This window comes from Nonomuraea sp. NPDC004580, assembly GCF_040609855.1.
GTDB classification, from domain to species: Bacteria; Actinomycetota; Actinomycetes; order Streptosporangiales; family Streptosporangiaceae; genus Nonomuraea; species Nonomuraea salmonea.
In genome coordinates this window covers 1-26,066 of the sequence record NZ_JBEXLH010000050.1, presented here as the reverse complement: position 1 = coordinate 26,066, position 26,066 = coordinate 1, and the positions used below count along the sequence as shown (strand labels likewise).

Below are 26,066 nucleotides of genomic sequence, written 5' to 3'. Positions count from 1 at the left end.
GATGGCGTTGCGGCGCGGACGCGGGTACGCGGCGGTCAACTACCCGACCGGGATGAACCTGGGCGGCGACCCGTCCCAGGCCCTGGTGCACGCCACCACCATGGGCGGGTTCGTGGTGACGCTCTCCTCGGTGGATCTCGGCCAAGGGCTGCGCACGGTCGTCGCGCAGTGCGCGGCCGAGACGCTGGGCGTCCCCATCGAGAACGTCATCGTCGACACCGCCGACACCGACACGGGACCGCACTGCATGGGGACGTTCGCCAGCCGCGGCACCCACCGCGTCGGCAACGCGGTGATCATGGCGGCGCGCGAGGCCAGGGAGGTCATGCTGCAGGTGGCCGCCGACGAGCTGGAGGTGGACGCGGGCGACCTGGAGACCGATGGCACTGGCTTCGTCCGGCTCAAGGGCTCGGCGGAGAAGAAGATCCACGTCAGCGAGGTTGCGCTGGCCGCGCACTTCCGCCAGGGCCGGACGATCTCGGGCCGGGGCATCTTCCTGAAGGAGCCGAGCCCGGTGGTGCCGGAGACCGGGGAGATGGACCCCGACTCCTGCCAGGCGCACGCGTGCACGGTGGCCGAGGTCGAGGTGGACGACGAGACGGGCGTCATCGAGGTGCTGCGGCTCTACAACACCTACGAGGTGGGCAGGGCGCTGAATCCGGCCATCGCGACGCAGCAGGTGGAGGGCGGCGCCTGGATGGGGTTGTCGCACGCGTTGTTCGAGTCGACGGAGCCGTACTATCCGCACTCGCGCGAGCACGGCCCGCTCGACTTCACCGAGTACCTGATGCCGGGGCCGGCCGACATCCCGGCGCAGACCAGCGTGCTCCTCGAACGGCCCGCCGACAACGGGCCCTTCGGGGCGAAGGGGATCGGGGAGATGACGGCGAACGCGCCGATCCCCGCGATCGCCAACGCGGTGTACGACGCGGTGGGGGTACGGCTGACGAGCATGCCGTTCACCCCGGAGAAGGTGCTGCGCGGGCTCGACGAGCTGCGGGCCGGCCGTGCGACCTGAGGGGCCGGCTGACGCGCTCCTCGCCGACCAGGACGAGCTGGGCCGGCGGCTCGGCGCGGAGGGCTACCTCGCGGGCGACGGCCTGCTGACCGCCGTGCACCTGGCCGGCGTGCTCGGGCTGCCGCTGCTGCTGGAGGGCGAGCCAGGCGTCGGCAAGACCGAGATCGCGAACGTGCTGGCCCGCGTGCTCGGCCGCGAGCTGATCCGGCTGCAGTGCTACGAGGGACTGGACGCCTCCCAGGCCCTGTACGAGTGGGACTACCCCAAGCAACTGCTGTCGCTGCGGGCCGCCGAGGTCGAGGGGCGCGAGATCGGCCGGCTCTACCGGGAGGAGTTCCTGCTCCAGCGGCCGCTGCTGCGGGCGTTGCGGGCGGCGTCCGGCGCGGTGCTGCTGATCGACGAGATCGACCGGGCCGACAGCGAGTTCGAGGCGTTCCTGCTGGAGTTCCTCGGCGACTTCCAGATCACGATCCCGGAGCTCGGCACCATGCGGGCGGCGAGCGTGCCGTTCGTCGTGCTCACCTCCAACAGGACCCGCGAGCTGCACGACGCGCTCAAGCGCCGCTGCCTCTACCACTGGATCCCCTTCCCCGACGCTGACCGCGAGCGGGCCATCATCCAGGCGCAGGAGCCGGGGCTGGACGAGCGCAGCGCGGCCCGCCTGGTGGACGCCGTGCACCGCATCCGCGCGCTCGCGCTGCTCAAGCGGCCGGGCATCGCGGAGTCCACGTCGTGGGCGCGCGGCGTGCGCACGCTCGCCGGCGAGGGGGCGAGCTGGCCCGAGGCGATGCGCAGGTCGGCGGGGCTGCTCGTCAAGCACGAGGAGGACCTGGCTTTGGTCGAACGGCACGCGGCGGAGGTGTTCTGTGACTGACCCCGCGAAGGGGCCGGCGACAGCACCCGCGACTGGACCCGCGACTGGACCCGCGACTGGGCCCGGCTTCGCCGATCGGGTCGCCGAGCACGTGCACGGCTTCCTGCGCGACCTGCACCAGCAGGGCCTGCGGGTGCCGGTCCCCCGGCGGCTGGTGTTCCTGCGGGCGATCGAGGCCGTGGGCCCGCGCGACGTCACGCACCTGTACTGGATCGGGGCGAGCACGCTCACCGCCGCCCGCGAGGACCTCGACGTCTACACCCCCACGTTCGAGCGCTGGTTCGGGACGGCAACGACCCGGCACGTCCCCGACGAGGAGTCCCCCGAGGACGAGACGCCCGCGCCGGAGGGCAAGGGGGACGAGTCGCCGTTCGCGGCGGCGCTCGGCGGCCGGGCGGGCCGCGAGGCAGGGCAGGCCGAGCGCGAGCGGCGTCCCCTGTTCGGTGAGGCGAGCGAGGACGAGCGGGCGCTGCTCACGCTGCTGCGCAGGGAGCTGCCCCGCGCGGTGCCGTCCGTACGCTCGCGCCGCAGGAGGCCCGCCAGGCGCGGCCCGTGGATCGACCTGGCCAGGATCTGCCGCGAGTCCTGGCGCACCCACGGCGAGATCGTGACGCTGCGCCGCCGCGACCGGCCGCGCCGTCACCGCCGGGTGCTGCTGCTCATCGACGTGTCGGGCTCGATGAAGCAGCACAGCGCCGCCTACCTGCGCTTCGCGCACGCGGTGACCGCCCGGCTGGAGCGGGCCGAGGTGTTCACGTTCGGCACCCGGCTGACCCGGGTGACCGCGACGCTGCGGGCCCGCGAGGTGGACACCGCCGTCGCCGCGCTGAGCGAGGTCGTCCTGGACGCCGAGGGCGGCACCAGGATCGGCGCCGCGCTGCAGGAGTTCCTGGGCAACGCCCGCTACGTCACGATGGCGCGCGGCGCCCTGGTGATCGTGCTGTCGGACGGCCTGGAACGCGGCGACTGCGAGCCGATGCGGGCGGCCGTACGGCGGTTGTCGCTGCTCGGCCACCGGCTGCTGTGGTGGTCGCCGCTGGCCTGCGACCCGGCGTACCGGCCGGTCACCCGCGGCATGTCGGCCGTGCTGGGCCACCTGGACGCGCTGGCCGGCGTCCGTGACCTGCGCACGGCGTACGAGCAGGTACGGCTTCTGGGCAGGGAGTGATCGTCATGTACACGGGCCCCATCGTCGACGCGCACCACCACATCTGGCGGGTGGCCGACCAGCCGTGGCTGTCCGGGCCGATGGTGCCGCGCATCTTCGGCCCGTACGAGCCCATCAGGCGCGACTACCTGATCGACGAGTACGTCGCCGAGGCCACCGCCTGCGGCATCACCCAGTCCGTCTACGTGCAGACGAACTGGCCGCTCGACCGGGTCGAGGACGAGGTGCGCTGGCTGCGCGAGGTGCACGAGCAGAGCGGCTGGCCGACGGCGGTCGTCGCGGCGGCCGACATGTTCGCCGACGACGCCCCCGAGGTCATGCGGCGGCAGGCCGCGCTCACCCCGCTGGTGCGGGGCGTGCGGCAGCAGCTGCACTGGCACGAGCGCCCCGAGTTCCGCTTCGCCGGCGCCCCCGACCGGATGAAGGACCCGGTGTTCAGGAAGAACGTCGGCGCGCTCGCCGGTCTCGGCTGGCTGTTCGAGCTGCAGGTCTTCCCCGAGCAGATGGCGGACGCGGCCGAGCTGGTGGCCGGCTTCCCCGAGGTCACGTTCGTGCTCGTGCACGCGGGCATGCTCATCGGCGACGCGTACGTGCGGTCGTGGCGTTCCGGGCTGGCGGCGCTGGCCGGGCTGCCGAACGTCGTCGTCAAGCTCACCGGTCAGGGCACGTTCGTGCACCGGGTGGACCCCGGCCTCATCTCGCTCGTCGCGGACGAGGTGATCGGCCGGTTCGGCGCCGGCCGCGCCATGTTCGGCACCAACTTCCCCGTGGAGAAGCTCTGGACCACCATGCCCCCGCTGGTCGGCGCGTGGAAGGACGCGCTGGCCCACCTCCCGCCCGACGACCAGGAGGCGGTCTTCGCCGGCACCGCCCGACGGGTGTACGGGCTGGAGAGCTGACCAGTACAACGCTGAAAGGAATGAGCCCGTCATGGCACTGTTCGTTCTGACCTACGGTTACCACGACACCCCGCTGCGCGCCGAGCGCCGCGATGACCACGTCGCCCATCTGGAGAAGCTCAGGGAGCAGGGCAGCCTCGTCGCCGCCGGCCCGTACACGGACCTGGCGGGCGGCATGATCGTGCTGCGGGCGGAGGACGAGAGCGCGGCGCAGGCGCTCGTCGAGCAGGACCCCTACACGCAGCTCGACGTCACCAAGGACCGCCGGTTGCGCGAGTGGCGGGTGACGGTCGGCGCGCTCGCCGCCGGCACCTGATGAACGCCGAAACCTGATCAACGCCGGCACCTGATGAACGCCGGCGTCTGATGAGCTCCGCCGCCGTCGCCTCCCAGTGCCGGACGGGCGACGGCGGCGGTCACCCTCACTTCGGGTCGAGCACGAACAGCGGGATGAGCCGGTCGGTCTTCTCCTGGTATTCGGCGTAGGGCGGGAAGGCGGCGACCGCCCGCTCCCACCAGGCCGCCCGCTCGTCGCCCTCGGCCTCGCGGGCGACGTAGGTGCGGGTGACGGTGCCGTCCTGGAGCTCGATCTCCGGGTGGGCCTTGATGTTGTGGTACCAGGTCGGGTGCTCGGGAGCGCCGCCATTGGAGGCCACGACGGCGTAGCCGCCCTCGTGCTCCACCCGCATGAGCGGCGTGTAACGCAGCTTGCCGGTCTTGGCGCCGCGCAAGGTCAGCAGCACCACCTTCAGGCCATGGATGTCGGCCACTTCGGTGGTGCCCGCTTCCAGGATCTTCTTCGTCTGGTCGCGTACCCAGTCGGTGGGGCTCAGCTCAACGCTCTGATCAGCCATGCCCGAGATCAACAACGGGCCCGCCGCGCTCATTCCCGCCGCGCGGGCCGAAAGCCCACACCGCAGAGGACCTCCGGCCCGTCGAGGCGCGTTCTCGTCAGGCGCGTGCCCAGTCGAGGTTCTCGCGGACGACCGTGAAGCCGACCGAGCGGTAGAACGCCACCCCGCCCTCGTTGGACGACGGGGTGAGGACGGCGACCGCGCTCGCGCCCCGCTCGGCGAGCGCGGCGCAGGCGCCCAGCACCGCGTCGCGGCCGTAGCCGTGGCCGCGGTGGTCGGGGTGGGTGCCGACCGGTTCGAGCAGCCCGCACCTGCCCTCGCCGGCGAACCAGCCGGTCGCCGCGGCGGCCGGGGCTCCCGACGGGGTGCGGACGAGCGTCTCCACCACGAGCCCGCCCGCCGGCGAGCGCTTCATCGCCCGCCAGCGCTCGACGGTGAACGTGGAGCCGGCGAACGCGGCGCGCTGCACCAGCACCCGGTCGGCGGCGGTGTCGGAGCCGACGTACTCGGCGCGGGTGGTGACCGGGCGCGGGGCCCACGTCAGCGCGGTCCAGGGCTCGTTCGTGTCGCGCGTCCATCCCGGCATGGGCAGCCCGTCCGTACGGTCGTCGTCCGGCCCCAGCACCTCCTCGGCGTCCGCCGCGACGGCCTCCAGGTCGGCGTCCGGCGCGGCGGTCACGCGCAGCACGTGCCCGTCGAGGAACCCGACGGCCACCGGCGTCCCGCCGGCGCTCCACAGGTGCACGACCGCGTCGTCGAAGCGGAGGTACCAGCCCACGTCGCCGGGATGGAGGCCGCCGCCCGGCAGGTCGGCCGGGGTCCACTCGCTCAGGGCACGCAGCGCGGGGCCGGTCTGCTCGCGGGTCAGGCGGTGTCGTACGAGGGGAATCATGAACGGCACGCTAACCGGCGCCCCGTACCTCCTCAAACGCTTTTCCGCCTGCGTGCACTGTTCTCGCTGCCGCCCATGGTGGTTAATGCGGTGTTCATGCCTGTCTTGGAGGTTTGTCGGCTGTCACCCTTTTTTGCAGGAAAGGCAGCACTGTGAAGAACAAGAAGGCCGAGGAGACCGAGCACTCCGGGCTTTCCCGCCGCCGGCTGGTCAAGTACGCGGGCGTCGGCGCGACGCTCGCCGCCGCGGCACCCCTCGTCGGCGGCACCCCCGCGCAGGCCGACGACGAGCGCAGGTTCGGCAACGGCGGCAGCAAGGGCCGCATGTGGCGGGCCGGCGACCACCACGTCCACTCCGAGTACAGCGGCGAGTTCGACACCAAGACGAACCCGCCCACCTTCCACAAGGGCGCGGACGCCGTCTACCCGATCGTCACCAACGCGATCATGGCCAAGCATTTCGGCCTGACCTGGGCGATGTGCACCGACCACGGCGGCCCCACGCACTCCAAGGTGAACCTTGAGCAGGCCTACCCCGACCTGCTGCGCTCGCGCGTGCTGGTGCCCGAGGTGCTGCAGTTCTGGGGCATGGAGTTCGACGCGCCCGCGCTCGACCACCACACGCTGATGATCCCGCACCACGAGGGCGAGGCGCAGCAGCTGTTCGAGCTGGAGAGCCGCTTCGCCAAGCACGACGCCTTCCCGAGCGACCCGGGCCGCGACACCGAGGCCAAGATGGTGGAGTTCCTCAAGGCCGCCCGCGGCATGGCGCGCAAGCCGCTGGTGATCGCCCACCACGCCTCCCGGTCGGCCACCGGGCTCGGCGTGTGGGGCCAGGACACGCCGCGCGAGTTCCGTAACGGCAACAACGCCGCCCCCGACGTCTACGTCGGCTTCGAGGGCGCGCCGGGCCACCAGGCCGGGCCGCTGAACGGCGGCGCCCGCGGCGGCTACGGCAACCACCCCACCTACGGCGGGTTCGACCAGATGACCGCCCGCGTCGGCGGCCTGTGGGACTCCCTGCTCGGCGAGGGACGCCACTGGTGGATCACCGCCACCTCCGACTCGCACGTGCACTGGACGCGCGGCGGCTCCGACTTCTGGCCTGGCGAGTACAGCAAGACGTACGTGGCCGCCCGCCAGGACTACGGCGACATCATGGACGCCCTGCGCAACGGCCGGATCTTCGTCACCACCGGCGACCTGATCACCGCGCTCGACGTCACCGCGAGCAGCCAGGGCCGCAGCGCCACGGTCAGCGAGACGCTCGCCGTCACCGGCCGGGGCCGCAACGACGTGGAGGTGGAGATCCGCTTCCGCCCACTGGACGGCAGGAACGGCAACGGCGACCACCCCGAGGTGCGGCGCGTCGACCTCATCGTCGGCCAGGTCACCGGCGTCAGCTCGAACCTGGACGCCGACACCAACCCCACCACCAAGGTCGTCGCCCGCTTCGGCCCGAACGACTGGCGCCGCCAGGGCCAGGACCGCGTCATCCGGTACACCCTGCGCGACGTCGGGCACGACAGCTACCTGCGGGTGCGCGGCACCAGCACCGACGAGATGGAGCCGCAGGCCGACGGGAAGGAGAGCCCCTGGGAGGACCTGTGGTTCTACTCCAACCCGGTCTTCATCCGCGTCCGCTAGCCCTCCCCACGTGGGGCGGCCCCAGGCCTGGCCGCCCCCACCGGCCCGATCACCGGCTCCACCTCGGCCGCGACCAGCCGCCGATACGTGCCGGCGTCCATCACCCTGGCCCGCACCCCGTGCCGCAGCCGCCGTGCCCGCACCAGCTCGGGCCCCGCCGCGAAGAACCCCAGTGCCGCCTCCCTGTCGCGGCGCAGCGCGGGACGCATGAACGCCGGCCGCTCCGAGGCCGGCCTCGTGGACGAAGATCGTCATACCGGCCATGCTGGCACACCGTCCCCCGCCGACGCGCGCCTCACCGGGAACGCTTCGGTCCGTGGGGCCCCTTGTCAGGGGCCGCGTCTCTGCATGGTGTCCACCCGTGCAGATGGGTGCTGAGCCCAATGGTGCCGGTGCGGGGCGACGGCCAAGCTGGTAAGCGAGCGAACCCGATCCCGGGCCCATCGGGCGAACGGTCGAGGGGAGAGGGCATGACGAACGGCCGGACGGCCTCCCTCTGGCAGGCGTTCACGGTGGCCGAACCCTGCGCGGCCCCGGCCTCGTCGTCGTGTGGCCGGTCCTGGAACGAGGGGTACGGGTGTCGCTGCGGCTGACGTACCTGGACCGGTTCGCCAAGGAGCTGGTCACCCACGACGTCGCCGACGTCCAGGTCCCGCTCCAGGGTGAGCTATCGCCCGCGTCCGGCGCAGGAGCCCCCGCGTCTCGCGGCGGCCGTACCTCTCAAGGAAGGAGACACCCACCGGTGAACATCACCCACACCCCCGTCCCGGGCGGCGGGGACCTCCACCACTTCGACACCCACCGAGGCGACCACCTCGCGGTGATCATCAGCCCGGCGGGGCGGCGTTCCCTCATCGTGTACGACCGGCAGGTCCCCGACACCCCGATCGCCACCGTGGAGTTCGACCAGCAGGAAGCCGACCAGGTGGCCGGCCTCCTGCACAGCCGCCCCTTGGCCGAACGCCTCGCCGCCGTCGAACAACGCCTGGAAAGCCTCCTCCAGGGCGTCCGCGACTGACCGAGCCCCGACGCGCGGCCTGCCCCGCGCGTCGGCACGCTCAGGCCGCCTCAGCAGGTGTTCGCGCCGTCGAAGGCGCGTACTCCTCTTGGGACCTGGGAGGAGATGGTCTGGCGTGGGTCGACTGTCTGGCAGTCGCCGTCGCCGCCGCGGCCCCAGATGATTCTCAGGCGGAGGCGGGATCCGCAGTCGTTGCGGGCGTAGCCGGTCTTGGTGATGCGGCCCGTGGTCTGCCAGACGGCGACGCACATCGGGGCGTTGCCCACGGGTGCGGCGCTCCATGCCGGGGTCTGGGTGAGGGCGCAGGCCAGGGCGGTCACGCCGGTGATGGTTTTGAGCATCGTGGCACTCCAAAGAAGGTCTGGTCAGGCGTCGGTTGGGGTCTTGAGTGCGCTGCCGGCCAGCCACTCCTGCCACGACTTGGTCCAGGGCGTCGGCCCGTTGCCGAACTGCAGCTTGCGCGAGGTGCCCGTGACGCGGATGATGTCGCCGCGCTGGGTGAAGTTGTAGAACCAGTGGGCGTTGGTGGTGCTGGCGTTCACGCAGCCGTGGCTGACGTTGCGGCGGCCCTGGTCGCCGACCGACCAGGGCGCGGCGTGGAAGAACATGCCGCTGTAGGTCATCCGGACGTTCCACTTGGTGTGGTGCAGGTACTCGCCCGGGATGCCGATGGTCGCGGAGTCCATGAGGAAGTCGGGCGCCTTCTCCTGGGCGATCATGGTGCCTGACCAGCTCTCGTAGCCGGGCTTGCCGAGGCTGACCGGGATGGTCTTGACGACCTTGCCGTTGTCACGGACGACGGCCCGGTGGGTCTTGCTGTTGATCGTGGTGATGTGCCGGGGCCCGACGGTGAAGTGCACGGTACGGTCCTTGAGGCCCCAGAGGTCGCGGCCGATCCGCAGGCCGGCCAGGTGGGCGACCACGGTGACCTTCTCGCCCGTCGGCCAGTACATGCGCGGCCGGTACTGCACCTCCCGGTCGCTCACCCAGCTCCAGGCCCCTTCGACCGGCTTGGACATGTGGACGGTGAGCGACCGCTCGACGGCCGCGCGGTCCTTCTGCGTGGTCACCGGCTTCGACAGCAGGAGCTGGATCGGCATGCCGATGCCGACCTTCTCGCCGTCGAGCGGCGACATGCCGGTCTCGAGCACGCGTTTCGGCTTCAGGGTGGTGAACGCGGCCCGCTCGGTGATCACGTTCCCGCCGTCGGGCGCGGCGGCCTGGACGCGCACGGTGTACGCGGCGGCGGGCTTGAACGGCCAGGTCGGCCGCCACGTCCCGTCGGAGGTCAGGGCGCCGCCGACCGCGCGGCCCTTGGCGTCGACGACGGACACCGCGGTGATCTTGCCGCCGGTGACCTTGACGCCGATCCCGGTGTCCGGCGGCACCTTCTTGGCCCCGTGCGCCGGCGTGATGACCAGCCGGGGCGGCGGGAGGGGCGCCCGCTCAAGCGCGCCGCCCGGGCCGCCCGGGCCGCTCGAAGACGTGCACGCGGCGGCGGTGCAGAGCAGCACCACCGCGCACGTGCTGATGAGTAGGGTGCCGCCGTTCCGCATCGCCGACGCCTCCGATTCCCCCGACACTTAGGCATATGTCCGACTAGGTAGCCCCTTGGTGAGACGAGGAGCGTTATGCCCGTGACTGAGAGTAATCATGCTGACATTCTGTGATCGGATAGGCGATCATGCGGGATGGCGGCGCACATCCCGTACAGGTCAGCGCTTGGGAGCGCTCAGGACGTCGGCGAGGTCGTCGGTCGCCGGCCCCCGGCCCGGCCGCGCCTTGGGCGCGGTGATCCGCATCGGCTTCTCCCAGTACCGGTACTGGGTGGCGAAGTGCCCGCGCAGGATCCGGTCGTCGCCGAGCCCCTTCACCTGCGGCCGGGGATGCGCGTAGAAGCGCCAGCCGACCCGGTACGGCCAGCCGCGGTCGTCGTACATGTACGTCCACGTCACCTCGGCCGTCCCCAGCCCCGCCCCTGACCCCGCCGCCTCACGGAAGCTGGGTGAGACGCGGTAGAGCTCTCGGAGGGTGATCGTCCCAGTCAGGTTATAGATGCGCTGGCGGCGGCCGGTCGTATGGTCCTTCTGCCAGGACGAGACGGTCTTCTTGACCTTCCCGGACAGCAGCTTGCGCAGCGTGGCGGGCTCCAGCACGTTGATGAACTGGTCGCCGAACGCGGCGGCGGCCCCGCTCGCCCGCCCGACCCGCACCCACGACTTCTTCCCCGGCGCGAGCTGGTACTGCCGCCCGCCCACGCTGATCGAGCGCAGCGTGCCCACGGTGGGCAGCAGGCCGGCGTAATAGGGGTCCTTGGCGGCCTCGTCCACCACCAGGTGCCTGTTGCCGATGCTGAGGTGACGCACGTGCTCGGAGGCGACCACGCCGGCTCGCCCCAGCTTGACCTTGCCGGTGCCGCGCAGCGCCATGCCGCTGCCGATGAACGTCCGCCTGCCGTTCCGCACCACCTCCCGCGAGATGTCGGTGGAGGCCTGCCCGTAGAACTCGGTCGTCGCCCCGGCCCCGCGAGCGAGCAGGGTGCGCAGGGCGGCGACGGGGTCGGGCTCGGCCGCGACGGCGTGCGCGGGAAAGGCGGTGAGGAGGGCTAAGGCCACGTTGACGGCATGCATGAGGGACCTCCGGATGAGGAGAAGATCACGGATGGGACGGGAGGAATCCAGCGCGTACGGTCACGACCAGCCGTACACCTTCCTGATGGCGGCGCCGATCTCGGTCACCAGGGCCGTGTCGCTGCCGTTGGCGAGCACCGCGTAACCGGCGCCCAGCTCCGGATAGCCCTGGAACAGCGACCTGAAGCCGTAGTTGGAGCCGTCGTGGGTGTAGGAGAAGCGGTTCGTGCCGGCGTTCGCGATGAACAGGCCGCGGCCCATGCCGGGCTGCGGGCCCCGGCTGAGCAGCGTACGCACCGAGGCCCTGGTCAGCGGGCCCGCGATGTCGCCGGACGCCTTCCATGCCCGGTTGAGGTAGGAGATGAGGCGGCTCAGGTCGAGGACCGTGGTGTAGAGGCCGGCGGCGGCCGACTCGGGGTAGCGGTTGCGCTTGCCGGCGATGACGGCGCCGGTGGTCGTGTGTCCCGCGGCCAGCTCGAAGCCGGGGGACGCGGCGTACGAGCTGGTCTTCATGCCGAGCGGGGTGAGGACCTGCTCGGTCATGTACTGGTCGAACGGCTTGCCGCTCTGCTCCTCCACCATGCGCTGCAGCAGGACGAACCCGCCGCCGGAGTAGTGGTACTCGGCGCCGGGCGCGGTGGTCAGCTCGATCTTCGGCGAGTTGCCCGCGCCGTTCAAGACCTGCAGCAGCGTCGGCACGGTGGCGCCTGGGCCGTAGCCGGCGAAGCCGCCGCCACCGGCGTCGAAGCCGGAGCAGACGTCCGCGGGCGAGGTGGAGCCGCGGCCGATGACGCCGGCGCGGTGGGTGAGCAGCCGGTCGATGGTCGGCACGGCGGTCGAGGTGAGGCAGGAGCGGCGCGACAGGGTCCAGTTGAGGAGGGGGCGGACGTCCGCGTTCAGGGCGATCTTCTGGGTCTGCAGCAGGCGAAGCACGCCGACGGATGCGACCGCCTTGCTGATGGAGGCGGCCTGGAAGGCCGTCTCGGGGTGGGTCGCCGCCCCGCTGCCGGCCTCCAGCCAGCCGTAGCCGGTGGACCAGGTGATCTTGTTCCCGGTGACCACGGCGACGGAGACGCCGGGCGTCTTGTACGCGCTCATCCGCTGCCAGATCGTGCCGCCCGCGACCGCGTTCTCGACCTGCCTGACCCGGTCGGCGGGCAGGGACGGCACCTTGCCGCGCGTGGCGAGCGCCCAGCCGCCCGAGGGGGCGAAGGCCAGGGCGTGCACCTGCCAGCCGCCGCCGTTCAGGGTGTTCATGCGGGTGAAGCAGGCGTCGGGGATGCCGCGCGCGAAATACTCGTCCTGCGCCACGACCACCCAGCCCTTGGCCTTGGGGAAGGCGATGTGGGTGACGCGCCGCCCGCCCTGCGTCAGGTTGCGCATCATCTGGTAGCACTCGTCGTCCACGCCTCGCGCGTAGAAGCCGTTCGTGGCGGCCACGACCCAGCGGTTGCCGCCGGCCGGCGGGAACGCGACGGACACGACCTGCTGCCCGGCGTCGTAAGAGGCGGCGATGCGCTGCCGGCACTCCTCGGGCAGTCCGCGCGCCGACAGCCCCTTGTCGGTGGTGATGACCCAGCGGTCGCCGCCCTCGGGCGGGAAGGCCACGCAGTGGATGCGCCGGCCGGACTTGACGAGCGCGCTCAGCTCGGTGAAGCAGGCGTCGGGGATGCCGCGGGCGAAGTAGCGGCGGTCCTGCGTGACGATCACCCAGCCCCCGGACGGCGTGAAGGCCAGCGCCGTGATGCCGTACGGGGCCAGTTCGCCGAGCTTGCCGTGCGCCTCCGCGGGGACGCCGCTGTCGTAAGTGGGGTAGCCGGCGGCGTACGCGGGGGCGGCGACGCCCGCACCTGCGGCGGCGCCGGCCAGGGCCAGGAAACGACGACGATCCATCACAATGACTCCATTCAGGGCGGACCATGATCCTATTGGGCGGGGCGCCCGCTCCCGGCATCTGTCACGCGCAGGTCGGCGAAGCCCCTCGAACAGCCCAAACTTCGCCTTTCCCGGCCACCGGACGGCCGCGTGCGGAAACAAGGAAGGCGTACGGGAGAACGTCGGAAGGAGAGCCACGATGCGCGGAGCAGTGCTGCACGGTCCCGGCGACGTCCGGGTCGAGGAGCGCGGCGACCCGGAGATCGTCGCGCCCACCGACGCGATCATCCGCCTGACCGCGGCCTGCATCTGCGGCTCCGACCTGTGGCCCTACCGGGGCCTGGAGGAGGACGGCGACCCGGCTCCCATGGGCCACGAGTACGTCGGCGTCGTCGAGGAGGTCGGCCCCGAGGTCACCACGCTCAGGCCGGGCCAGTTCGTGGTCGGCTCGTTCTGGGCCTCCGACAACACCTGCGAGATCTGCCGGGCCGGCTACCAGAGCGGCTGCGTCAACCGTGTCCTGATGGGCTCGATCGGCACCCAGGCGCAGTACGCCCGCATCCCGCTCGCCGACGGCACGCTCGTCGCCACCCCCGGCGTGCCCGAGCCCGAGCTGATCCCGAGCCTGCTGGCCGCCTCCGACGTGCTGGGCACCGGCTGGTTCGGCGCCGTCGCCGCCGCGGCGGGGCCGGGCAAGACCGTGGTGGTCGTCGGTGACGGCGCGGTCGGGCTGTGCGGGGTGCTGGCCGCCCGGCACTTCGGCGCCGAACGGATCATCGCGATGAGCCGCCACGCGCCCCGCCAGGAGCTGGCCCGCCGGTTCGGCGCCACCGACATCGTGACCGAGCGCGGCGACGAGGGCGTGGCGCGGATCATGGAGCTGACGAACGGGCTCGGCGCCCACAGCGTCGTCGAGGCGGTCGGCACGCAGAGCTCGATGACGCAGGCCATCCGCTCCACCAGGCCCGGCGGCCACATCGGGTTCGTCGGGTACGCCCACGACGTGGCGCTGCCGGGCGACGAGCTGTTCTTCTCCCTCGTCCACCTGCACGGCGGCCCGGCCCCCGTACGCGAGTACCTGCCCGAGCTCATCGACCTCATCTGGCGTCGCGCCATCGACCCCGGGCAGGTCTTCGACCTGACCCTGCCGCTGGAGCAGGCCGCCGAGGGCTACCGGGCGATGGACGAGCGCCGCGCCGTCAAGGTGCTCCTCACGCCGTAGCCGCGCCCAGGCCGGGGACGCGGTCGTGCAGGCGTACGGTGGCCGCGGTCTCGGCGGTCGCGCCGGGGCGGCTGACGTAGCGCACGATCTTGAAGGCGGCGGTCAGCGTGCTCGGCGTGACCTCCAGCATCAGGTAGCCGCGGTGGCGCAGGTGCAGCTTCAGGTGCGGGTTGACGGCCGGCAGCGGGTCGGTGACCGGGTCGACGTCGGTGCCGTCGCCACCGGTGGTGATCGAGGTGACGGCGAACTCGGCGCCGATCGGGCCGGCCGCGGGGTCGTCGTAGTCGAGGACGAGGTCGCCCGCCCAGTGCGCGTGCACGTCGCCGGTCAGCACGGCGACGTTGCGCGCGCCGGCCTCCACCCACCCTTCGCTGACGCGCATGCGGGCGGCGGTGTAGCCGTCCCAGGCGTCCTGGCGTACGAGCCTTCCCGGGCCGGGGTCGCGGTCGCGCTGGCCGAAGAAGACCTGCTGGCCGACGAGGTCCCAGCGGGCGCGCGAGCGGTGGAAGCCGTCGAGCAGCCACTGCTCCTGGTCCAGGCCCAGCATCGTGCGGCTGGGCCCGTCCGGCGCCGGGCAGTCCCTGAAGCCGGCGCCGCACAGGTGCGGGTCGCGGTACTGGCGGGTGTCGAGCACGTGCAGGGTGGCCAGGCCGCCCCACCGCAACCGCCGGTAGAGCTGGACGGCGGTGCCGCCGGGGCGGGCGGCGGGGCGTAGCGGCAGGTGCTCGTAGTACGCGCGGAAGGCGGCCTGGCGGCGCTCGGCGGGGATCAGGTTGGTCCAGTTGTTGACCACCTCGTGGTCGTCCATGACGGTCACCCAGGGCGCGGCCGCGTGGGCGGCGCGCAGGTCGGGGTCGGACTTGTAGAGGGCGTGCCGGCGCCGGTAGTCGGCCAGCGTGACGGCCTCGGGGCCGCCGTGGTCGCGGACGTTGCCGCCGGGGCCGAGCAGGTGGTCGCTGCCCTGCTCGTAGATGTAGTCGCCGAGGTTGAGCACGAGGTCGGGCTGTTCGGCGGCGATGGCGGCGTACGCGGTGAAGTAGCCGTGCTGGTAGTTGGCGCAGGAGCAGACCGCCATGCGCAGCGGGCGGCCGGTCGTGCCGGGGGCGGGGGCGGTGAGCGTGCGGCCGGTGGGCGAGACGTACGGGCCGGCCTTGAAGCGGTACCAGTACGGGCGGCCGGGCCGCAGCCCGGTCACCGTGACGTGCACGCTGTGCGCCCAGTCGCGGACGGCCAGTTCAGTGCCGCTGCGGACGACGGTCCTGCCCGCCGGGTCGGCGAGGACCTGCCACTGGACCGGCACCGGCTCCTGCGGCATCCCGCCGAACCCGTCCTCGGCCAGCGGGTCCGGCGCGAGCCGCGTCCACAGCACGAACCCGCCCGGGTCGGGGTCGCCGCTGGCGACGCCGAGCGTGAACGGCTCGCCGAATCCGGCCGACGGCACCAGGGACGGCAGGCCGGTCGTGAACCCCGCCGCCAGGAAGGACCTCCTGCTCAACACAGCCAGCATGATTGCCGTGACCACCGCCTATGCGGACGATGACACGCCAGTCATCCGAGATCTGGGCACTCCACCCCGACCTCTTTCGCCGTGTATGTCACGTAAGTTACGGATATAACTCCGACCCCTCGCCCCCCTGACACCCCGGTGTTAACCTGACGGCGCGCCTGTCCGCTCGGCTTCCAGTTCAGGAAGGTGACCGTTACGCATGCCCCCTGTAAACGTTTCCCGTAGGAGCCTCTTCACCATCGGCGCAGGTACGGCCGCTGCCGCCGCGCTGGCCTCCCGGCCGGCGCTCGCCGCGGAAGGCCGCTTCCAGCTCACCGCCCCCTCGACCTCCCTCATCTGGAAGAAGGCCCTGTACGACGAGACCGTCCTGCAGTCCTTCGCCTTCGACAACCGCAACGGCCACATCTACACGCTGCAGGTGAAGAACGGCTCCGGCTCCAACGCGGCCGGCGACCTCTGCCTGACCAAGCTCAGCCTGTCCGGCACGATCCTCGGACACATGTACCTCATGGGGTTCGGGCACGGCGTGCAGTGCGGGGTGGAGCCGTCCGGCACGTCGGCGTACCTGTGGACGGAGACGGACGGCATCCCCGACGGCACCAGCTCGCGCGGCACCAAGCTGGCCCGGTTCAGGTTCGTCGACGGGCGGACGCTGACCCCCTCGTCGCCGGAGCTCACCAAGCACGAGCCGATCGCCGGGGTCCGCAACGTCACCTGCACGATCGACCCCTCCACCAACCGCATCGTCATGCGCTACAACGACAACGGCACCTTCCGCTACGCCGTCTACCCCCTGGGGCAGTTCACGGCGGGCCGGTACGAACCGATCTTCCACGTCGCCCAGCCGGGCGGGCTCGGCACCTTCCAGGGGTACGCCGTCTACGGGAACTTCGCCTACATGCTGGACGGCACCGCCTACAGTGACAGCAACCCGCCGCCGGGCAACGCCCACGTCACCTGCTTCGACCTGCGCACCGGCGAGCAGGTCCAGCGGGCCCGCACGGAGGCGGGCCGGTCACTCGACTTCCGCGAGCCCGAGGGCATGGGCATCCAGATCGCCGCCGGCCGTCCCCGGCTGTGCCTGGGGCTGGCGTCGGGCGGGTCAGGGGCCCGGGTGGCCAGCATCTTCTACAAGAGCGAACTGATCTGACCCGTTGAAGGGGCCGGGCGGATCATCGCCCGGCCCCTTCGGTTCAGTCCGGGGCGTCGGTGTCGTCGTTCCAGCGCTGGACGTAGTCCGCCATCGGGCGGAGATGCCCTCCACCAGCGCGGCCGGCTCTCTGACCAGGCATCACAAGGCTCTTTCGGTCATCAAACTGCACGAACGGCAACCAAATGGTCATCTGACCGAAACGAAGAGTGCAGAGACTGGCCGCTCAGGCGTTGGACGGGGAGGAGACCACGTGGACATCGATCATTCGAGCATGCGGAAGAGCGGCCGGGCGATCCACGACGGCGGTGGCGAGTTCGGCGAGGCCGTGAACAGGACCTGGCAGATGCTCGGGCCGCTGGTCCCCTACTTCGGCAACCCCGGCAGCGACGAGGCGGCCCGCATCTTCCGCCGCGGCCAGGACGGCCACCCCGGCTTCGACGCCGCCTGCGACGACCTGGGCACCGCGCTGCGCAACCTGACGGAGTCGTACAAGGCCGTCGGGGACGCCGTGGTGGCGATGAGCTCGAACGTCAAGGACGCCGAGTGGGCCGGCATGATGGTCAAGAACGAGCACCTCAAGGCGCTCAAGGAGTTCGCGGAGCGCGAGGACCGGCCGCTCGCCGTGCCGTCCACTCCCGTAGAGCGCGACTGAGGAGCCGCGCGTGCCCATCGGACTCGCGGCCAAGGTCGCGGCGGGCGGGATGGCCGGCGCCGGTGCGGCGGGCATCCTGGCGCCCGAGGCCCTGTTCGGCATCTCCTACCTCGAAGGCGACCCCGCCACGATCAGGCAGGCGGCCGACGTCCTCGACGACGTCGCCGACGCCATCGACGAGCACTTCAGGGCCGCGAACGCGGCCGCCACCGCCGTGTGGACCACCAGCGCCGGCCCGGCGGTCTCGCAGTTCAAGAAGTTCTGGACCGAGGAGTACGGCCCCGTCGTCCTGGAGGTGTCGCTCAGGCACCGCAAGGCCGCCGTCGCCTGCCGCGCCTACGCCGACGTGATCGAGAAGGTCAACCACGCGATCAAGGTGCTGTGCTACATCCTGACCGTGGACATGATGTTCACGATCGGCTATCAGGTGCTGACCTGGAAGATCTTCCAGGCGATCATGAAGCGGCAGGCGCTGCTGTTCCAGCAGACCGCGCACTGGTTCATCGCCATGCTGATCCCGACGTGGCTGTACTGGGTGCTCGACAGCGCCACCTACGCCACCGGACAGGTGGTGCTGCCGCTGGCCGTCAACAAGCTGGGCGGCATCAAGACCGACATGTCGGGCAACCATGTGCAGTCGCTGGAGCACAACCTCACGACGTTCAGCGAGCACTTCTACGCCAACATGATCTTCGACAGCGCGGTCGACGGCGGCTCCGCGCTGATGGCCAAGGTGCCGGGCCTGCGCGCGGTCGCCCAGAACGTCGAGCTGCCGAACGGGGTGACGCTGAACACCGGCAGCTTCCTGCCCAGGATGACGGCCTCGACGGCGTACTCGATGACCATGGACGTCCAGCACGGCGACAACCCGCTGCCGGGCACCGAGCACGGGCTGACCGAGGAGGAGATGTACCAGAAGTTCATCGTGCACGGCACCCGCAGCCTCATCCCCCGCGTCTGACGCCTCACAGGTAGGGGCGGGTGACCTCCATGACGCGGCGGGCCGCGTCCTCCGCAGCGCGCCGCGAGGCATCCAGGATGGCCTCGGCCAGTTCCTGCGAGCCCAGCCGCATCGCACGGGGGTCGATCTGCAGGCCGGTCAGCTGGCCCGACGCGGTGACGCGCACCCTGACCTTGCCGTCGGGGCTCGCCGCCTCACCGGCGACGTCGCCGACGAGGCCCATGACGTCGGAGAGCTCGCGCGAGTTCGCCTTGAACTCCGCCATGACCCGGTCGAGTTGGGGGTCTCCGGTCCGTGGATCGCGTTCTGCCATCCCGCATTATCTACAGAACACCCATATAGGTGGCAATGGGTAAATATCGGGCATCAGCGGGTGTGAGAACGGACATCCCCCTCCGGTCACGCCCGTTACGCCAGGTGGGCGGCGAGGTGCGCGACCACCTCCCGCGCGTCCTCCTCGATGCCGTTGATGAACGTCGACCTGCGCCGCCGCAGCACCGGCAGGCCCAGCGCGTACAGCCCCGGCGCCTCCACCACGCCGCCGTCGTGGCGCAGGAAACCCTTCTCGTCGAGCACGGGCACGTCCAGCCAGCCGTAGTCGGGACGGAAGCCGGTCGCCCAGATGATCGTGGCGATCTCGCCGGAGTTCAGGTCGAGCTGCCAGCGCGCGGAGGCGGGCACCCGGGTCGGCTCGAAGCGCTCGGGCGGCCCCGCCTCATCGTCGCGGCCGCTGTCGCGCGCCCATGCGTCGAACGTGTCGAGCAGCCGGTTCATCTTCAGGTCGGCCAGCGAGAACACGTTGCGCAGCCCGCCGGAGAACAGCGCCTTCCCGTCGCGCAGGGCGGCCCAGCGGCCCACCAGCTCGACCCCCATCGCCGTCAGCGCGTTGAGGTCGAGCGTGGCCCGCTCGGGCGTGCCCACGAGCTGGGGCGACGGCAGCCGCCTCGCCCTGGTCAGGTCGTCCAGCTCGTCGTGGCGCTGGTCCCACACACCGGAGGCGTCCATCCACCACAGCACGTCGCGCCCGCGGTAGGTGCGGGGCAGCCGGACGTGCTCGCCCACCGAGAGCGTGACCGGCCGGCCCGAGGCGCGCAGCTCGGCGGCCAGCTGCACGCCGGTCGCCGAGGCGCCGACGACGAGCACGCCGCCCTCGGGCAGCCGGTCCGGTTCGCGGTAGTCGTACGGCGTGAGCTGCTTCACCCGCGGCGGCACCGCCGCGCCGAAGGACGGCACCGACGGCAGGTTGCAGGCGCCGCTGGCGATCACCACCGTGCGGCAGGCGATCTCGCCGCGGTCCGTGGTGACGTGGTAGCCGTCACCGGACGGCCGTACGGACGTGACGGTCGTCCCGGTGCGCACGGGCGCCCCCGTGAGCGCGGCGAACCGCTCGATGAACTGCGTCACTTCCTTCGTGGTCAGGTAGCCGTCGGGGTCGGGCCCGTCGTAGGCCAGGCCCGGCAGGCGGCTCTGCCAGTTGGGGGTGAGCAGCCGGAAGGAGTCCCATCGTTCGCGCCGCCAGGAGTTGGCCACCTCGCCGCGCTCGATCACCAGGTGATCGATCGAGCGCGCGCGCAGGAAGTGCGAGGCGGCGAGGCCGGCGTGCCCCGCGCCGATGACGACCGTCGTGACCCGTTCGATGATGCTTGGCTCCCTCAGGCGACTTCGACGGTGACGTTCGTCGGGTTGGTGAGGGCGTCGAAGACGGCCGAGCGCTTCTGCGACTGGGCGACCAGTGCCTCGATGTCCTCGCGCGAGGCGTCGGCGTCGATCTCGAACGTCACCTTGATGTCTTTGAAGCCGTTGCGCACGTCGCTGTCGGCGCCGAGGATGCCGCGGATGTCGTGGACGCCCTCCAGCTTGGCCTCGACCGAGCGGAGCTGGATGCCGCGGTTCTGGGCGACGGAGGCCACGCCGGCGGTCAGGCAGCTCGCCAGGCCGACCAGCAGGTATTCGATCGGGGTGATGCCGTTGTCCTCGGCCGCGAAGACCTCGGGGTGGTCGGCGTCGAAGACCGCCTCCTTGCGGTGGCTGCGCTCCTCGCCGAGGCCGAAGAACTCCTTGACCGTCGTCGTGCTGTGCACGCCGTTCTGCCACTTGGAGGAGGCCCGCCAGACGAACTGGGCGGCCTCCGGCGCACCCTTCAAGGCCTCGCGCGCTTCGAGCAGTGCCTGCACGTTGACACCGTTGGTGACCGTGGTCATACCTCTCGCCCTTCGCTTCCGGGTATTCCGGTAGGTATTTGACCATATACCGGCAGTGGCGGCTACCATAAGCCCCATGTCGCAGCCAGCGAGAACGTCCGAGGCCGGCTCCGTGGGCGTCGTCGAAACGTTCCACCTCGACCTTCCGGACCCCGTACGGCTCGACTGCGGCAGGGAGCTGCACCCCGTGCGGGTGGCGTACGAAACCTACGGCACCCTCTCCCCCGAGCGCGACAACGTCATCCTGGTCTGCCACGCGCTGAGCGGCGACGCCCACGCGGCGGGCGTGGCCAAGGCGCCGCCCGAGTCGGGGACCCGCGACGGCTTCGGCGCCGAGGAGCGCGACGGGTCGAGCGCCAAGGGGCTCGGCTGGTGGGACGGCATGATCGGCCCCGGCAAGGCGTTCGACACCGACCGCTACTTCGTGATCTCCACCAACCTGCTCGGCGGCTGCCGCGGCACCACGGGCCCGTCCTCGGCCGACCCCGCCACCGGCCGCCCCTACGGGTCCGGCTTCCCCGTCATCACGGTCGGCGACATGGTACGCACCCAGCGCGCCTTTCTCGACGCCCTCGGCATCGAGCGGCTCGCGGCCGTGGCCGGCGGCTCGCTCGGCGGCATGCAGGCACTGGAGTGGGCGATCAGCTACCCCGACCAGGTCGACGCCGTCGTGGCCATCGCCAGCACCCACGCGCTGCACCCGCAGGGCGTCGCGTGGAACGCCATCGCCCGCGAAGCGATCATGCGCGACCCGGCCTGGCAGGGCGGCCACTACTACGGCACCGGCCGCGCCCCCGACGCCGGCATGGGCATCGGCCGGATGGTCGGCCACATCACCTACCTGTCGGCGCCCGCGCTGGAGGAGAAGTTCGCCCGGCGGCTGCAGTTCGCCGACGACCTGCGCTACACGATCACCGAGCCTGAGTTCGAGGTGGAGAGCTACCTGCGCCACCAGGCCGACTCGTTCGTCAAGCGCTTCGACGCCAACACCTACCTCTACATCTCGCGCGCGCTGACCTACTTCGACCTCGCCAGGCAGCACGGCGGCGGGTCGCTGGAGCGGGCGCTCAAGGACGTGCGGGCGCGGACGCTGCTGATCGCGTTCAGCTCCGACTGGCTCTACCCGCCGGCGGCCTCGCAGGACATCGACCGGGCGCTGCGCTCCCTGGGCAAGCCGGTAGAGTTCGAGGTGATCGACGCGCCGTACGGCCACGACTGCTTCCTGCTGGAAGAAGCGCGGCAGACGCCCATCATCCGCCGGTTCCTTGCCCGAGGCGGGGCCGGGTGACGTCGAGGAAGAGGCACTGGTGACCGAGCAACACCCCCGTCAGGAGCAGGCCCGCGCCTTCGGGTTCGAGACCCGGCAGCTGCATGCCGGGCAGCGGCCCGACCCCAACACGGGGGCGCGTGCCGTACCGATATTCCAGACCACCAGCTACGTCTTCGAGGACCCCGAGTCCGCGGCGGCGTACTTCAACCTCCAGGAATACGGCAACACCTACTCCCGGATCATGAATCCCACGGTCGCCGTGTTCGAGGAGCGGGTGGCCAACCTGGAGGGCGGCAGCGGCGCCGTGGCGTTCGCCAGCGGCATCGCCGCCCAGGCCGCCGCGCTGTTCACGCTGCTGGAGCCGGGCGACCACGTCGTGTCGTCGTCGGCGCTCTACGGCGGCACCGTCAACCAGCTCAAGCATCTGCTGCGCAAGATGAACGTCGAGCTGACCTGGGTCGATCCCGACGACCCCGACGCCTGGCGCAAGGCGGTGCAGCCCAACACCAAGGCGTTCTTCGCCGAGACGATCGGCAACCCCTCGGGCAACGTGCTCGACATCGAGCCCGTGGCGGCCATCGCGCACGAGCACGAGCTGCCGCTGATCGTGGACAACACGTTCGCGACGCCGTACCTGTGCCGGCCCATCGAGTGGGGCGCCGACATCGTGATCCACTCGGCGACCAAGTTCATCGGCGGCCACGGCACCAGCATCGGCGGGGTCGTCGTCGAGGCCGGCACGTTCGACTGGTCCAACGGGCGCTTCCCGGTGGTGGCCGACCCGTCGCCCGCCTACCACGGGCTGCGCTTCCACGAGACGTTCGGCATGTACGGCTACCTGATGAAGCTGCGCGCCGAGACGCTGCGCGACCTGGGCGCGGCGATGTCGCCGTTCAACGCGTTCCTGTTCCTGCAGGGCCTGGAGACGCTGTCGCTGCGCATGGAGCGCCACGTCGAGAACGCGCGCAAGGTCGCCGAGTTCCTCGACGGCCACGAGCTGGCCTCCAACGTCAGCTACCCCGGCCTGCCGGGCAGCACATACCGCCCGCTGGTGGACAAATACCTGCCGCGCGGGGCGGGGGCGGTGTTCTCCTTCGAGTGCGCGGGCGGCCGGGCCGGCGGGCAGGGCCTCATCAGCGGCCTGTCGCTCTGGTCCCACCTGGCCAACGTCGGCGACGCCAAGAGCCTGGTCATCCACCCCGCCAGCACCACCCACCGCCAGCTCAGCGACGACGAGCTGACCGCCGCGGGCGTCGGGCCCGGCTCGGTGCGGCTCTCGGTCGGCACCGAGTCGGTCACCGACCTCATCTGGGATCTCGAGCAGGGCTTCGCCCGCGTCGCCGCGACGATCGGCACCAAGGAGGAGACGGCATGACCGACCTCACCCGCTACCAGGACCCGCTGACCATTCAGCGGGTCCTCCACGCCACCAGGAGCATCGCGATCGTCGGCCTGTCCGGCAACGAGCTGCGGGCCAGCAACTTCGTCGGCTACTACCTCAAGCGCCACGGCTACCAGGTCGTCCCGGTCAACCCGCGCGAGAAGGAGATACTCGGCGAGACCAGCTACCCGAGCCTGTCCGACGTGCCGGTGCCGATCGACCTCGTCAACGTCTTCCGCGCGCCCGACGCGCTGCCCGGCATCGCCCGCGAGGCCGTGCGGATCGGTGCGGGGGCGCTGTGGTGCCAGTTCGGGGTGATCAACGAGGAGGGCGCGCGGATCGCCGAGGAGGCCGGCCTGCCGGTGATCATGGACCGCTGCCTCAAGGTCGAGCACGCCCGTTACGTCGGGCGGATGCACTGGCTCGGCTTCAACACCCAGCGCATCACCTCGGTCCGGTCAGGGCTGCAGTAGCCGTTCCGATGAGTTTCCGGCGGGTCTGCGGTCTGTTCGGGTGAGCGTCGTACAGAGTCGTACGACGACACCCCGCACACCACCGGAGGACACCGTGACATCCAGCGCTTCCGCGCAGCCCGGCCGCCCGCCCGTCGTCGACCTCGCCACCTGGCAGGCCGCCCGCGACGAGCTGCTGGTCCGCGAGAAGGCCCACACCCGCGAGGGCGACGCCATCGCCGCCGCCCGCCGCCGGCTGCCGATGGTCGAGTTCGACGGGTCCGTCAAGGTCACCGGGCCGGGCGGCCCGGTGCCGTTCCTGGAGCTGTTCCAGGGGCGCGACGAGCTCGTCGTCTACAAGCACATGTGGTACGACGGCGCGCCGCCCCAGGGGCAGTGCGAGGGCTGCACCACCACGGCCTGGCACCTCAAGGACTCCGCCTACCTCAACGCGCGCGGCGTCTCGTACGCCGTCGTGACCCCCGGCGCGTGGGACGAGGTGGCCGAGTACGTCGCGTTCATGGGCTACACCCAGCCGTGGTACTCCATCCGCGGCGTGGAGGGGCCGGTCGGCGGGCCGACGGGCTACCTCACCAGCTACCTGCGCGACGGCGACCGCACCTTCCTCACCTACTCGACGACGGGCCGGGGCTGCGAGCCCGCCAACCCGTCCCTGGCGCTGCTCGACATGACGCCGTACGGGCGCGGCGAGACCTGGGAGGACAAGCCCGAGGGCTGGCCGGAGGGGCGGCACGCGTGCTGGTACTGGCGTACGGACGACGAGGGGAACTCGACGTGGGGCGAGACCAGCCGCCCCACGGCCCAGTGGACCCGCCCCGGCGCCACCCCGGTCACCACCCTCGGCCGCCACGGCACCTTCCACTGACTCTGGGGGTGTGCGCCGGCCTCCGCCGGATAATCAGGTGCGCCCCTGGACGCAGGTCGTTAGCGTGGGGTTGATGACCTACGAGCATCCGCTGGCGTACGTGCTGGGCCTGGAGGGCATCGCCCTCATGCGGGCCTACACGGGCCGGCACGACCGCGCGTTCGTCGAGGCGCGGCTGGCCGAGATCCGGGCCTTCCTCGACGACGAAAGGCTCGCGGGGGCCGCCGTCGAGGTCGAGCGGGTGGACGTCGCGACGGGTTACCGCATCTGGGCGTCCACCTACGACGGGCCCAACAGCGCGTTCGACCTGGACGAGCCGTTCATCAAGGAGGTCGTCGGCGGGCTGCCGGCGGGCGACGCGCTCGACGCCGCGTGCGGCACCGGCCGGATCGCCGCGCTCCTCGCCGCGCGCGGGCATCGGGTGCGCGGGGTCGACGGCTCACCCGACATGCTGGCGCGGGCGCGCGAGCGGGTGCCCGACGCGGAGTTCCTGCACGGTGAGCTGGCCGCGTCGCCGCTGCCCGACGCGTGCGTGGACCTGGTGGTCTGCTCGCTGGCGCTCACGCATGTGCCGGCGCTTGATCCGGTGCTGGCCGAGTTCGCGCGGGTGCTGCGGCCCGGCGGTCACGTGGTGCTCGCCGACATCCATCCCGACGGGGTGGCGCGGGGCGTGGTGCCGCCCGTACGGCTGCCGGGCGGCCGTCCCGCGCGGGTGGCCACCTACCATCACCAGGTCGGTGACTACGTACGGGCCGCGCTCGCGGCCGGGCTGCACGTACGGCGGTGTGAGGAGCCGAGGCATCCGGCGGGCGAGCCGCGCGAGCGTACCGACGTGCTGGAGCCGTGGGACGTGTGGCCGTGGGCGCTCTGCGACCTGGCTCCCGAGGCGGCGCACGCCGTGATCGCCGGAACGCCGTCCATGCTGTTCTGGCACTTCCAGCGGTAGGTCGTCAGGTGGGCAGGGTGGAGGCGTCGTCGCCGGTGCGGTAGTTGCGCAGCGCGACCACCAGCCCGCTCTCCTGCTTGCCGAGGGCATCGGCCAGGAGGCTGAGGCCGATGCCGATGTTCTCGAGTTGCGGGCCCCGCGCCTCCCAGTAGGAGCGGCCGTACTCGTCGTCGCTGAGCGCGACGTGGACGGCGTTCTTCACGGTCGTGTACCGGGTGGTCGTCCTGGACGTGACGCCGGCCAAGGCGCCCGTCCCGGTGGCGATCCGGCGTAGCTGGGCCTTGCTGTAAACGACTCCGTCGAGCTTCACAGCCTGGAAGCGTAGCGAGGACGAACGCCCCTTATAAGGGTTTCTGTGGTGTTCCGTGCTGCGGGAGTGATAGAAGATCTTCAAGTGATCGGAGGAGGACCCCCTGGAAACGCGTGCCGATGCCGGCTTCCCGCGGACGGAGACGTAGCGGATGGGGCTCGATCTGAACCTGGTGCCCGACATCGTCAAGCCGCTGGCCAAGCCGCTGGCGGGCGGGGCGGTCCCCGAGGCCGACGTGCACACCCTGATCA

General features: G+C 71.5%; 28 protein-coding genes. 16 read left to right on the top strand and 12 right to left on the bottom strand.

The window, feature by feature from the left end; genetic code table 11:
• The first annotated feature begins 1 nt into the window (after nucleotide 1).
• From ABZW11_RS34930 to ABZW11_RS34910, 5 genes are read left to right on the top strand one after another with little or no spacing between them, the layout of a single operon-like run.
• Nucleotides 2-1,018, top strand: a complete 1,017-nt coding sequence (locus ABZW11_RS34930) for a molybdopterin cofactor-binding domain-containing protein (protein WP_355426753.1) — start codon at nucleotides 2-4, stop codon at nucleotides 1,016-1,018.
• Complete coding sequence (locus ABZW11_RS34925; protein ID WP_355426750.1) at nucleotides 1,008-1,892, top strand: MoxR family ATPase; 885 nt, start codon at nucleotides 1,008-1,010, stop codon at nucleotides 1,890-1,892. Before ABZW11_RS34930 ends, ABZW11_RS34925 begins: the two co-directional genes overlap by 11 nt.
• Complete coding sequence (locus tag ABZW11_RS34920; protein ID WP_355426747.1) at nucleotides 1,885-3,060, top strand: VWA domain-containing protein; 1,176 nt, start codon at nucleotides 1,885-1,887, stop codon at nucleotides 3,058-3,060. Before ABZW11_RS34925 ends, ABZW11_RS34920 begins: the two co-directional genes overlap by 8 nt.
• A gap of 5 nt (nucleotides 3,061-3,065) precedes the next feature.
• Nucleotides 3,066-3,959 (top strand): amidohydrolase family protein, encoded by an 894-nt coding sequence (locus ABZW11_RS34915; RefSeq protein ID WP_355426744.1) that lies wholly within the window; start codon nucleotides 3,066-3,068, stop codon nucleotides 3,957-3,959.
• A 31-nt stretch (nucleotides 3,960-3,990) separates the two neighbouring features.
• Nucleotides 3,991-4,275, top strand: a complete 285-nt coding sequence (locus ABZW11_RS34910; protein ID WP_355426741.1) for a YciI family protein — start codon at nucleotides 3,991-3,993, stop codon at nucleotides 4,273-4,275.
• A gap of 106 nt (nucleotides 4,276-4,381) precedes the next feature.
• On the opposite strand, the gene ABZW11_RS34905 is transcribed toward ABZW11_RS34910, so the two are convergent.
• A complete protein-coding gene (locus tag ABZW11_RS34905; RefSeq protein WP_355426738.1) occupies nucleotides 4,382-4,813 on the bottom strand; it encodes a nitroreductase family deazaflavin-dependent oxidoreductase in 432 nt (143 codons plus the stop codon).
• A gap of 97 nt (nucleotides 4,814-4,910) precedes the next feature.
• Nucleotides 4,911-5,705 (bottom strand): GNAT family N-acetyltransferase, encoded by a 795-nt coding sequence (locus ABZW11_RS34900; protein ID WP_355426735.1) that lies wholly within the window; start codon nucleotides 5,703-5,705, stop codon nucleotides 4,911-4,913.
• A 152-nt stretch (nucleotides 5,706-5,857) separates the two neighbouring features.
• On the opposite strand from ABZW11_RS34900, the gene ABZW11_RS34895 reads away from it, so the two are divergent.
• Nucleotides 5,858-7,351: a phosphoesterase gene (locus ABZW11_RS34895; protein WP_355426732.1), complete on the top strand. Its 1,494-nt coding sequence runs from the start codon at nucleotides 5,858-5,860 to the stop codon at nucleotides 7,349-7,351.
• On the opposite strand, the gene ABZW11_RS34890 is transcribed toward ABZW11_RS34895, so the two are convergent.
• A complete protein-coding gene (locus ABZW11_RS34890) occupies nucleotides 7,348-7,560 on the bottom strand; it encodes a hypothetical protein (protein WP_355426729.1) in 213 nt (70 codons plus the stop codon). The two genes, ABZW11_RS34895 and ABZW11_RS34890, sit on opposite strands and share 4 nt — an antisense overlap.
• A 368-nt stretch (nucleotides 7,561-7,928) precedes the next feature.
• Between ABZW11_RS34890 and ABZW11_RS34885 the strand changes: the two genes are divergently transcribed.
• Nucleotides 7,929-8,369: a hypothetical protein gene (locus ABZW11_RS34885; RefSeq protein ID WP_355426726.1), complete on the top strand. Its 441-nt coding sequence runs from the start codon at nucleotides 7,929-7,931 to the stop codon at nucleotides 8,367-8,369.
• Nucleotides 8,370-8,419: 50 nt separating this feature from the next.
• On the opposite strand, the gene ABZW11_RS34880 is transcribed toward ABZW11_RS34885, so the two are convergent.
• The 4 genes from ABZW11_RS34880 to ABZW11_RS34865 form a co-directional block, all read right to left on the bottom strand.
• Entirely contained in the window at nucleotides 8,420-8,710 is a 291-nt protein-coding gene (locus ABZW11_RS34880; protein WP_355426723.1) for a hypothetical protein, read from the bottom strand.
• A 24-nt stretch (nucleotides 8,711-8,734) separates the two neighbouring features.
• Nucleotides 8,735-9,952, bottom strand: coding sequence for an Ig-like domain-containing protein (locus tag ABZW11_RS34875; protein ID WP_355426720.1), 1,218 nt, complete (start codon nucleotides 9,950-9,952; stop codon nucleotides 8,735-8,737).
• 132 nt (nucleotides 9,953-10,084) lie between these two features.
• Nucleotides 10,085-10,999, bottom strand: coding sequence for a hypothetical protein (locus ABZW11_RS34870; RefSeq protein ID WP_355426717.1), 915 nt, complete (start codon nucleotides 10,997-10,999; stop codon nucleotides 10,085-10,087).
• A 60-nt stretch (nucleotides 11,000-11,059) separates the two neighbouring features.
• Nucleotides 11,060-12,892 (bottom strand): serine hydrolase domain-containing protein, encoded by a 1,833-nt coding sequence (locus ABZW11_RS34865; RefSeq protein ID WP_355426714.1) that lies wholly within the window; start codon nucleotides 12,890-12,892, stop codon nucleotides 11,060-11,062.
• A 181-nt stretch (nucleotides 12,893-13,073) separates the two neighbouring features.
• Between ABZW11_RS34865 and ABZW11_RS34860 the strand changes: the two genes are divergently transcribed.
• The gene (locus ABZW11_RS34860) at nucleotides 13,074-14,096 is read left to right on the top strand and encodes a zinc-dependent alcohol dehydrogenase family protein (protein ID WP_355426712.1); all 1,023 of its coding nucleotides are present in this window, start codon (nucleotides 13,074-13,076) and stop codon (nucleotides 14,094-14,096) included.
• Here the strand turns inward: ABZW11_RS34860 and ABZW11_RS34855 are convergent.
• Nucleotides 14,086-15,591: an alkaline phosphatase D family protein gene (locus ABZW11_RS34855; RefSeq protein WP_355426709.1), complete on the bottom strand. Its 1,506-nt coding sequence runs from the start codon at nucleotides 15,589-15,591 to the stop codon at nucleotides 14,086-14,088. The genes ABZW11_RS34860 and ABZW11_RS34855 overlap by 11 nt on opposite strands.
• Nucleotides 15,592-15,802: 211 nt before the next feature.
• Between ABZW11_RS34855 and ABZW11_RS34850 the strand changes: the two genes are divergently transcribed.
• The 3 genes from ABZW11_RS34850 to ABZW11_RS34840 all read left to right on the top strand — a co-directional run bounded on the left by ABZW11_RS34850 (nucleotide 15,803) and on the right by ABZW11_RS34840 (nucleotide 18,369).
• A complete protein-coding gene (locus ABZW11_RS34850; RefSeq protein ID WP_355426707.1) occupies nucleotides 15,803-16,753 on the top strand; it encodes a teichoic acid biosynthesis protein C in 951 nt (316 codons plus the stop codon).
• Between the two features lie 253 nt (nucleotides 16,754-17,006).
• Nucleotides 17,007-17,408: a hypothetical protein gene (locus ABZW11_RS34845; protein ID WP_355426704.1), complete on the top strand. Its 402-nt coding sequence runs from the start codon at nucleotides 17,007-17,009 to the stop codon at nucleotides 17,406-17,408.
• 10 nt (nucleotides 17,409-17,418) lie between these two features.
• Nucleotides 17,419-18,369: a hypothetical protein gene (locus tag ABZW11_RS34840; RefSeq protein WP_355426701.1), complete on the top strand. Its 951-nt coding sequence runs from the start codon at nucleotides 17,419-17,421 to the stop codon at nucleotides 18,367-18,369.
• Between the two features lie 4 nt (nucleotides 18,370-18,373).
• Here the strand turns inward: ABZW11_RS34840 and ABZW11_RS34835 are convergent, their stop codons facing one another.
• The 3 genes from ABZW11_RS34835 to ABZW11_RS34825 form a co-directional block, all read right to left on the bottom strand.
• The gene (locus ABZW11_RS34835; RefSeq protein ID WP_355426699.1) at nucleotides 18,374-18,682 is read right to left on the bottom strand and encodes a YbaB/EbfC family nucleoid-associated protein; all 309 of its coding nucleotides are present in this window, start codon (nucleotides 18,680-18,682) and stop codon (nucleotides 18,374-18,376) included.
• Between the two features lie 95 nt (nucleotides 18,683-18,777).
• The gene (locus ABZW11_RS34830) at nucleotides 18,778-19,983 is read right to left on the bottom strand and encodes an NAD(P)-binding domain-containing protein (protein WP_355426835.1); all 1,206 of its coding nucleotides are present in this window, start codon (nucleotides 19,981-19,983) and stop codon (nucleotides 18,778-18,780) included.
• Between the two features lie 38 nt (nucleotides 19,984-20,021).
• Nucleotides 20,022-20,570 carry an OsmC family protein gene (locus tag ABZW11_RS34825; RefSeq protein WP_355426696.1) on the bottom strand — a complete coding sequence of 183 codons (549 nt, stop codon included), beginning with the start codon at nucleotides 20,568-20,570 and terminating at the stop codon, nucleotides 20,022-20,024.
• Nucleotides 20,571-20,646: 76 nt separating this feature from the next.
• Here ABZW11_RS34825 and ABZW11_RS34820 point away from each other — a divergent pair, with 76 nt between their 5' ends.
• The 5 genes from ABZW11_RS34820 to ABZW11_RS34800 all read left to right on the top strand — a co-directional run bounded on the left by ABZW11_RS34820 (nucleotide 20,647) and on the right by ABZW11_RS34800 (nucleotide 25,505).
• Nucleotides 20,647-21,858 carry a homoserine O-acetyltransferase gene (locus ABZW11_RS34820; RefSeq protein WP_355426693.1) on the top strand — a complete coding sequence of 404 codons (1,212 nt, stop codon included), beginning with the start codon at nucleotides 20,647-20,649 and terminating at the stop codon, nucleotides 21,856-21,858.
• 19 nt (nucleotides 21,859-21,877) lie between these two features.
• A complete protein-coding gene (locus tag ABZW11_RS34815; RefSeq protein ID WP_355426690.1) occupies nucleotides 21,878-23,215 on the top strand; it encodes an O-acetylhomoserine aminocarboxypropyltransferase/cysteine synthase family protein in 1,338 nt (445 codons plus the stop codon).
• The gene (locus tag ABZW11_RS34810) at nucleotides 23,212-23,694 is read left to right on the top strand and encodes a CoA-binding protein (protein WP_355426687.1); all 483 of its coding nucleotides are present in this window, start codon (nucleotides 23,212-23,214) and stop codon (nucleotides 23,692-23,694) included. Before ABZW11_RS34815 ends, ABZW11_RS34810 begins: the two co-directional genes overlap by 4 nt.
• Nucleotides 23,695-23,788: 94 nt before the next feature.
• The gene (locus ABZW11_RS34805; RefSeq protein ID WP_355426684.1) at nucleotides 23,789-24,559 is read left to right on the top strand and encodes a DUF899 family protein; all 771 of its coding nucleotides are present in this window, start codon (nucleotides 23,789-23,791) and stop codon (nucleotides 24,557-24,559) included.
• 73 nt (nucleotides 24,560-24,632) lie between these two features.
• The gene (locus tag ABZW11_RS34800; protein WP_355426682.1) at nucleotides 24,633-25,505 is read left to right on the top strand and encodes a class I SAM-dependent methyltransferase; all 873 of its coding nucleotides are present in this window, start codon (nucleotides 24,633-24,635) and stop codon (nucleotides 25,503-25,505) included.
• Between the two features lie 4 nt (nucleotides 25,506-25,509).
• Here ABZW11_RS34800 and ABZW11_RS34795 read toward each other — a convergent pair whose 3' ends face one another.
• Nucleotides 25,510-25,815, bottom strand: a complete 306-nt coding sequence (locus ABZW11_RS34795) for a hypothetical protein (protein WP_355426679.1) — start codon at nucleotides 25,813-25,815, stop codon at nucleotides 25,510-25,512.
• Nucleotides 25,816-26,066: the final 251 nt, after the last annotated feature.

Coding starts and splice junctions, on each gene's coding strand:
- ABZW11_RS34930 (WP_355426753.1), top strand. CDS start 2: ATGGCGTTGCGGCGCGGACGCGGGTACGCGGCGGTCAACTACCCGACC.
- ABZW11_RS34915 (WP_355426744.1), top strand. CDS start 3,066: ATGTACACGGGCCCCATCGTCGACGCGCACCACCACATCTGGCGGGTG.
- ABZW11_RS34910 (WP_355426741.1), top strand. CDS start 3,991: ATGGCACTGTTCGTTCTGACCTACGGTTACCACGACACCCCGCTGCGC.
- ABZW11_RS34905 (WP_355426738.1), bottom strand. CDS start 4,813: ATGGCTGATCAGAGCGTTGAGCTGAGCCCCACCGACTGGGTACGCGAC.
- ABZW11_RS34900 (WP_355426735.1), bottom strand. CDS start 5,705: ATGATTCCCCTCGTACGACACCGCCTGACCCGCGAGCAGACCGGCCCC.
- ABZW11_RS34890 (WP_355426729.1), bottom strand. CDS start 7,560: ATGCGTCCCGCGCTGCGCCGCGACAGGGAGGCGGCACTGGGGTTCTTC.
- ABZW11_RS34880 (WP_355426723.1), bottom strand. CDS start 8,710: ATGCTCAAAACCATCACCGGCGTGACCGCCCTGGCCTGCGCCCTCACC.
- ABZW11_RS34870 (WP_355426717.1), bottom strand. CDS start 10,999: ATGCATGCCGTCAACGTGGCCTTAGCCCTCCTCACCGCCTTTCCCGCG.
- ABZW11_RS34865 (WP_355426714.1), bottom strand. CDS start 12,892: ATGGATCGTCGTCGTTTCCTGGCCCTGGCCGGCGCCGCCGCAGGTGCG.
- ABZW11_RS34860 (WP_355426712.1), top strand. CDS start 13,074: ATGCGCGGAGCAGTGCTGCACGGTCCCGGCGACGTCCGGGTCGAGGAG.
- ABZW11_RS34850 (WP_355426707.1), top strand. CDS start 15,803: ATGCCCCCTGTAAACGTTTCCCGTAGGAGCCTCTTCACCATCGGCGCA.
- ABZW11_RS34835 (WP_355426699.1), bottom strand. CDS start 18,682: ATGGCAGAACGCGATCCACGGACCGGAGACCCCCAACTCGACCGGGTC.
- ABZW11_RS34825 (WP_355426696.1), bottom strand. CDS start 20,570: ATGACCACGGTCACCAACGGTGTCAACGTGCAGGCACTGCTCGAAGCG.
- ABZW11_RS34820 (WP_355426693.1), top strand. CDS start 20,647: ATGTCGCAGCCAGCGAGAACGTCCGAGGCCGGCTCCGTGGGCGTCGTC.
- ABZW11_RS34810 (WP_355426687.1), top strand. CDS start 23,212: ATGACCGACCTCACCCGCTACCAGGACCCGCTGACCATTCAGCGGGTC.
- ABZW11_RS34800 (WP_355426682.1), top strand. CDS start 24,633: ATGACCTACGAGCATCCGCTGGCGTACGTGCTGGGCCTGGAGGGCATC.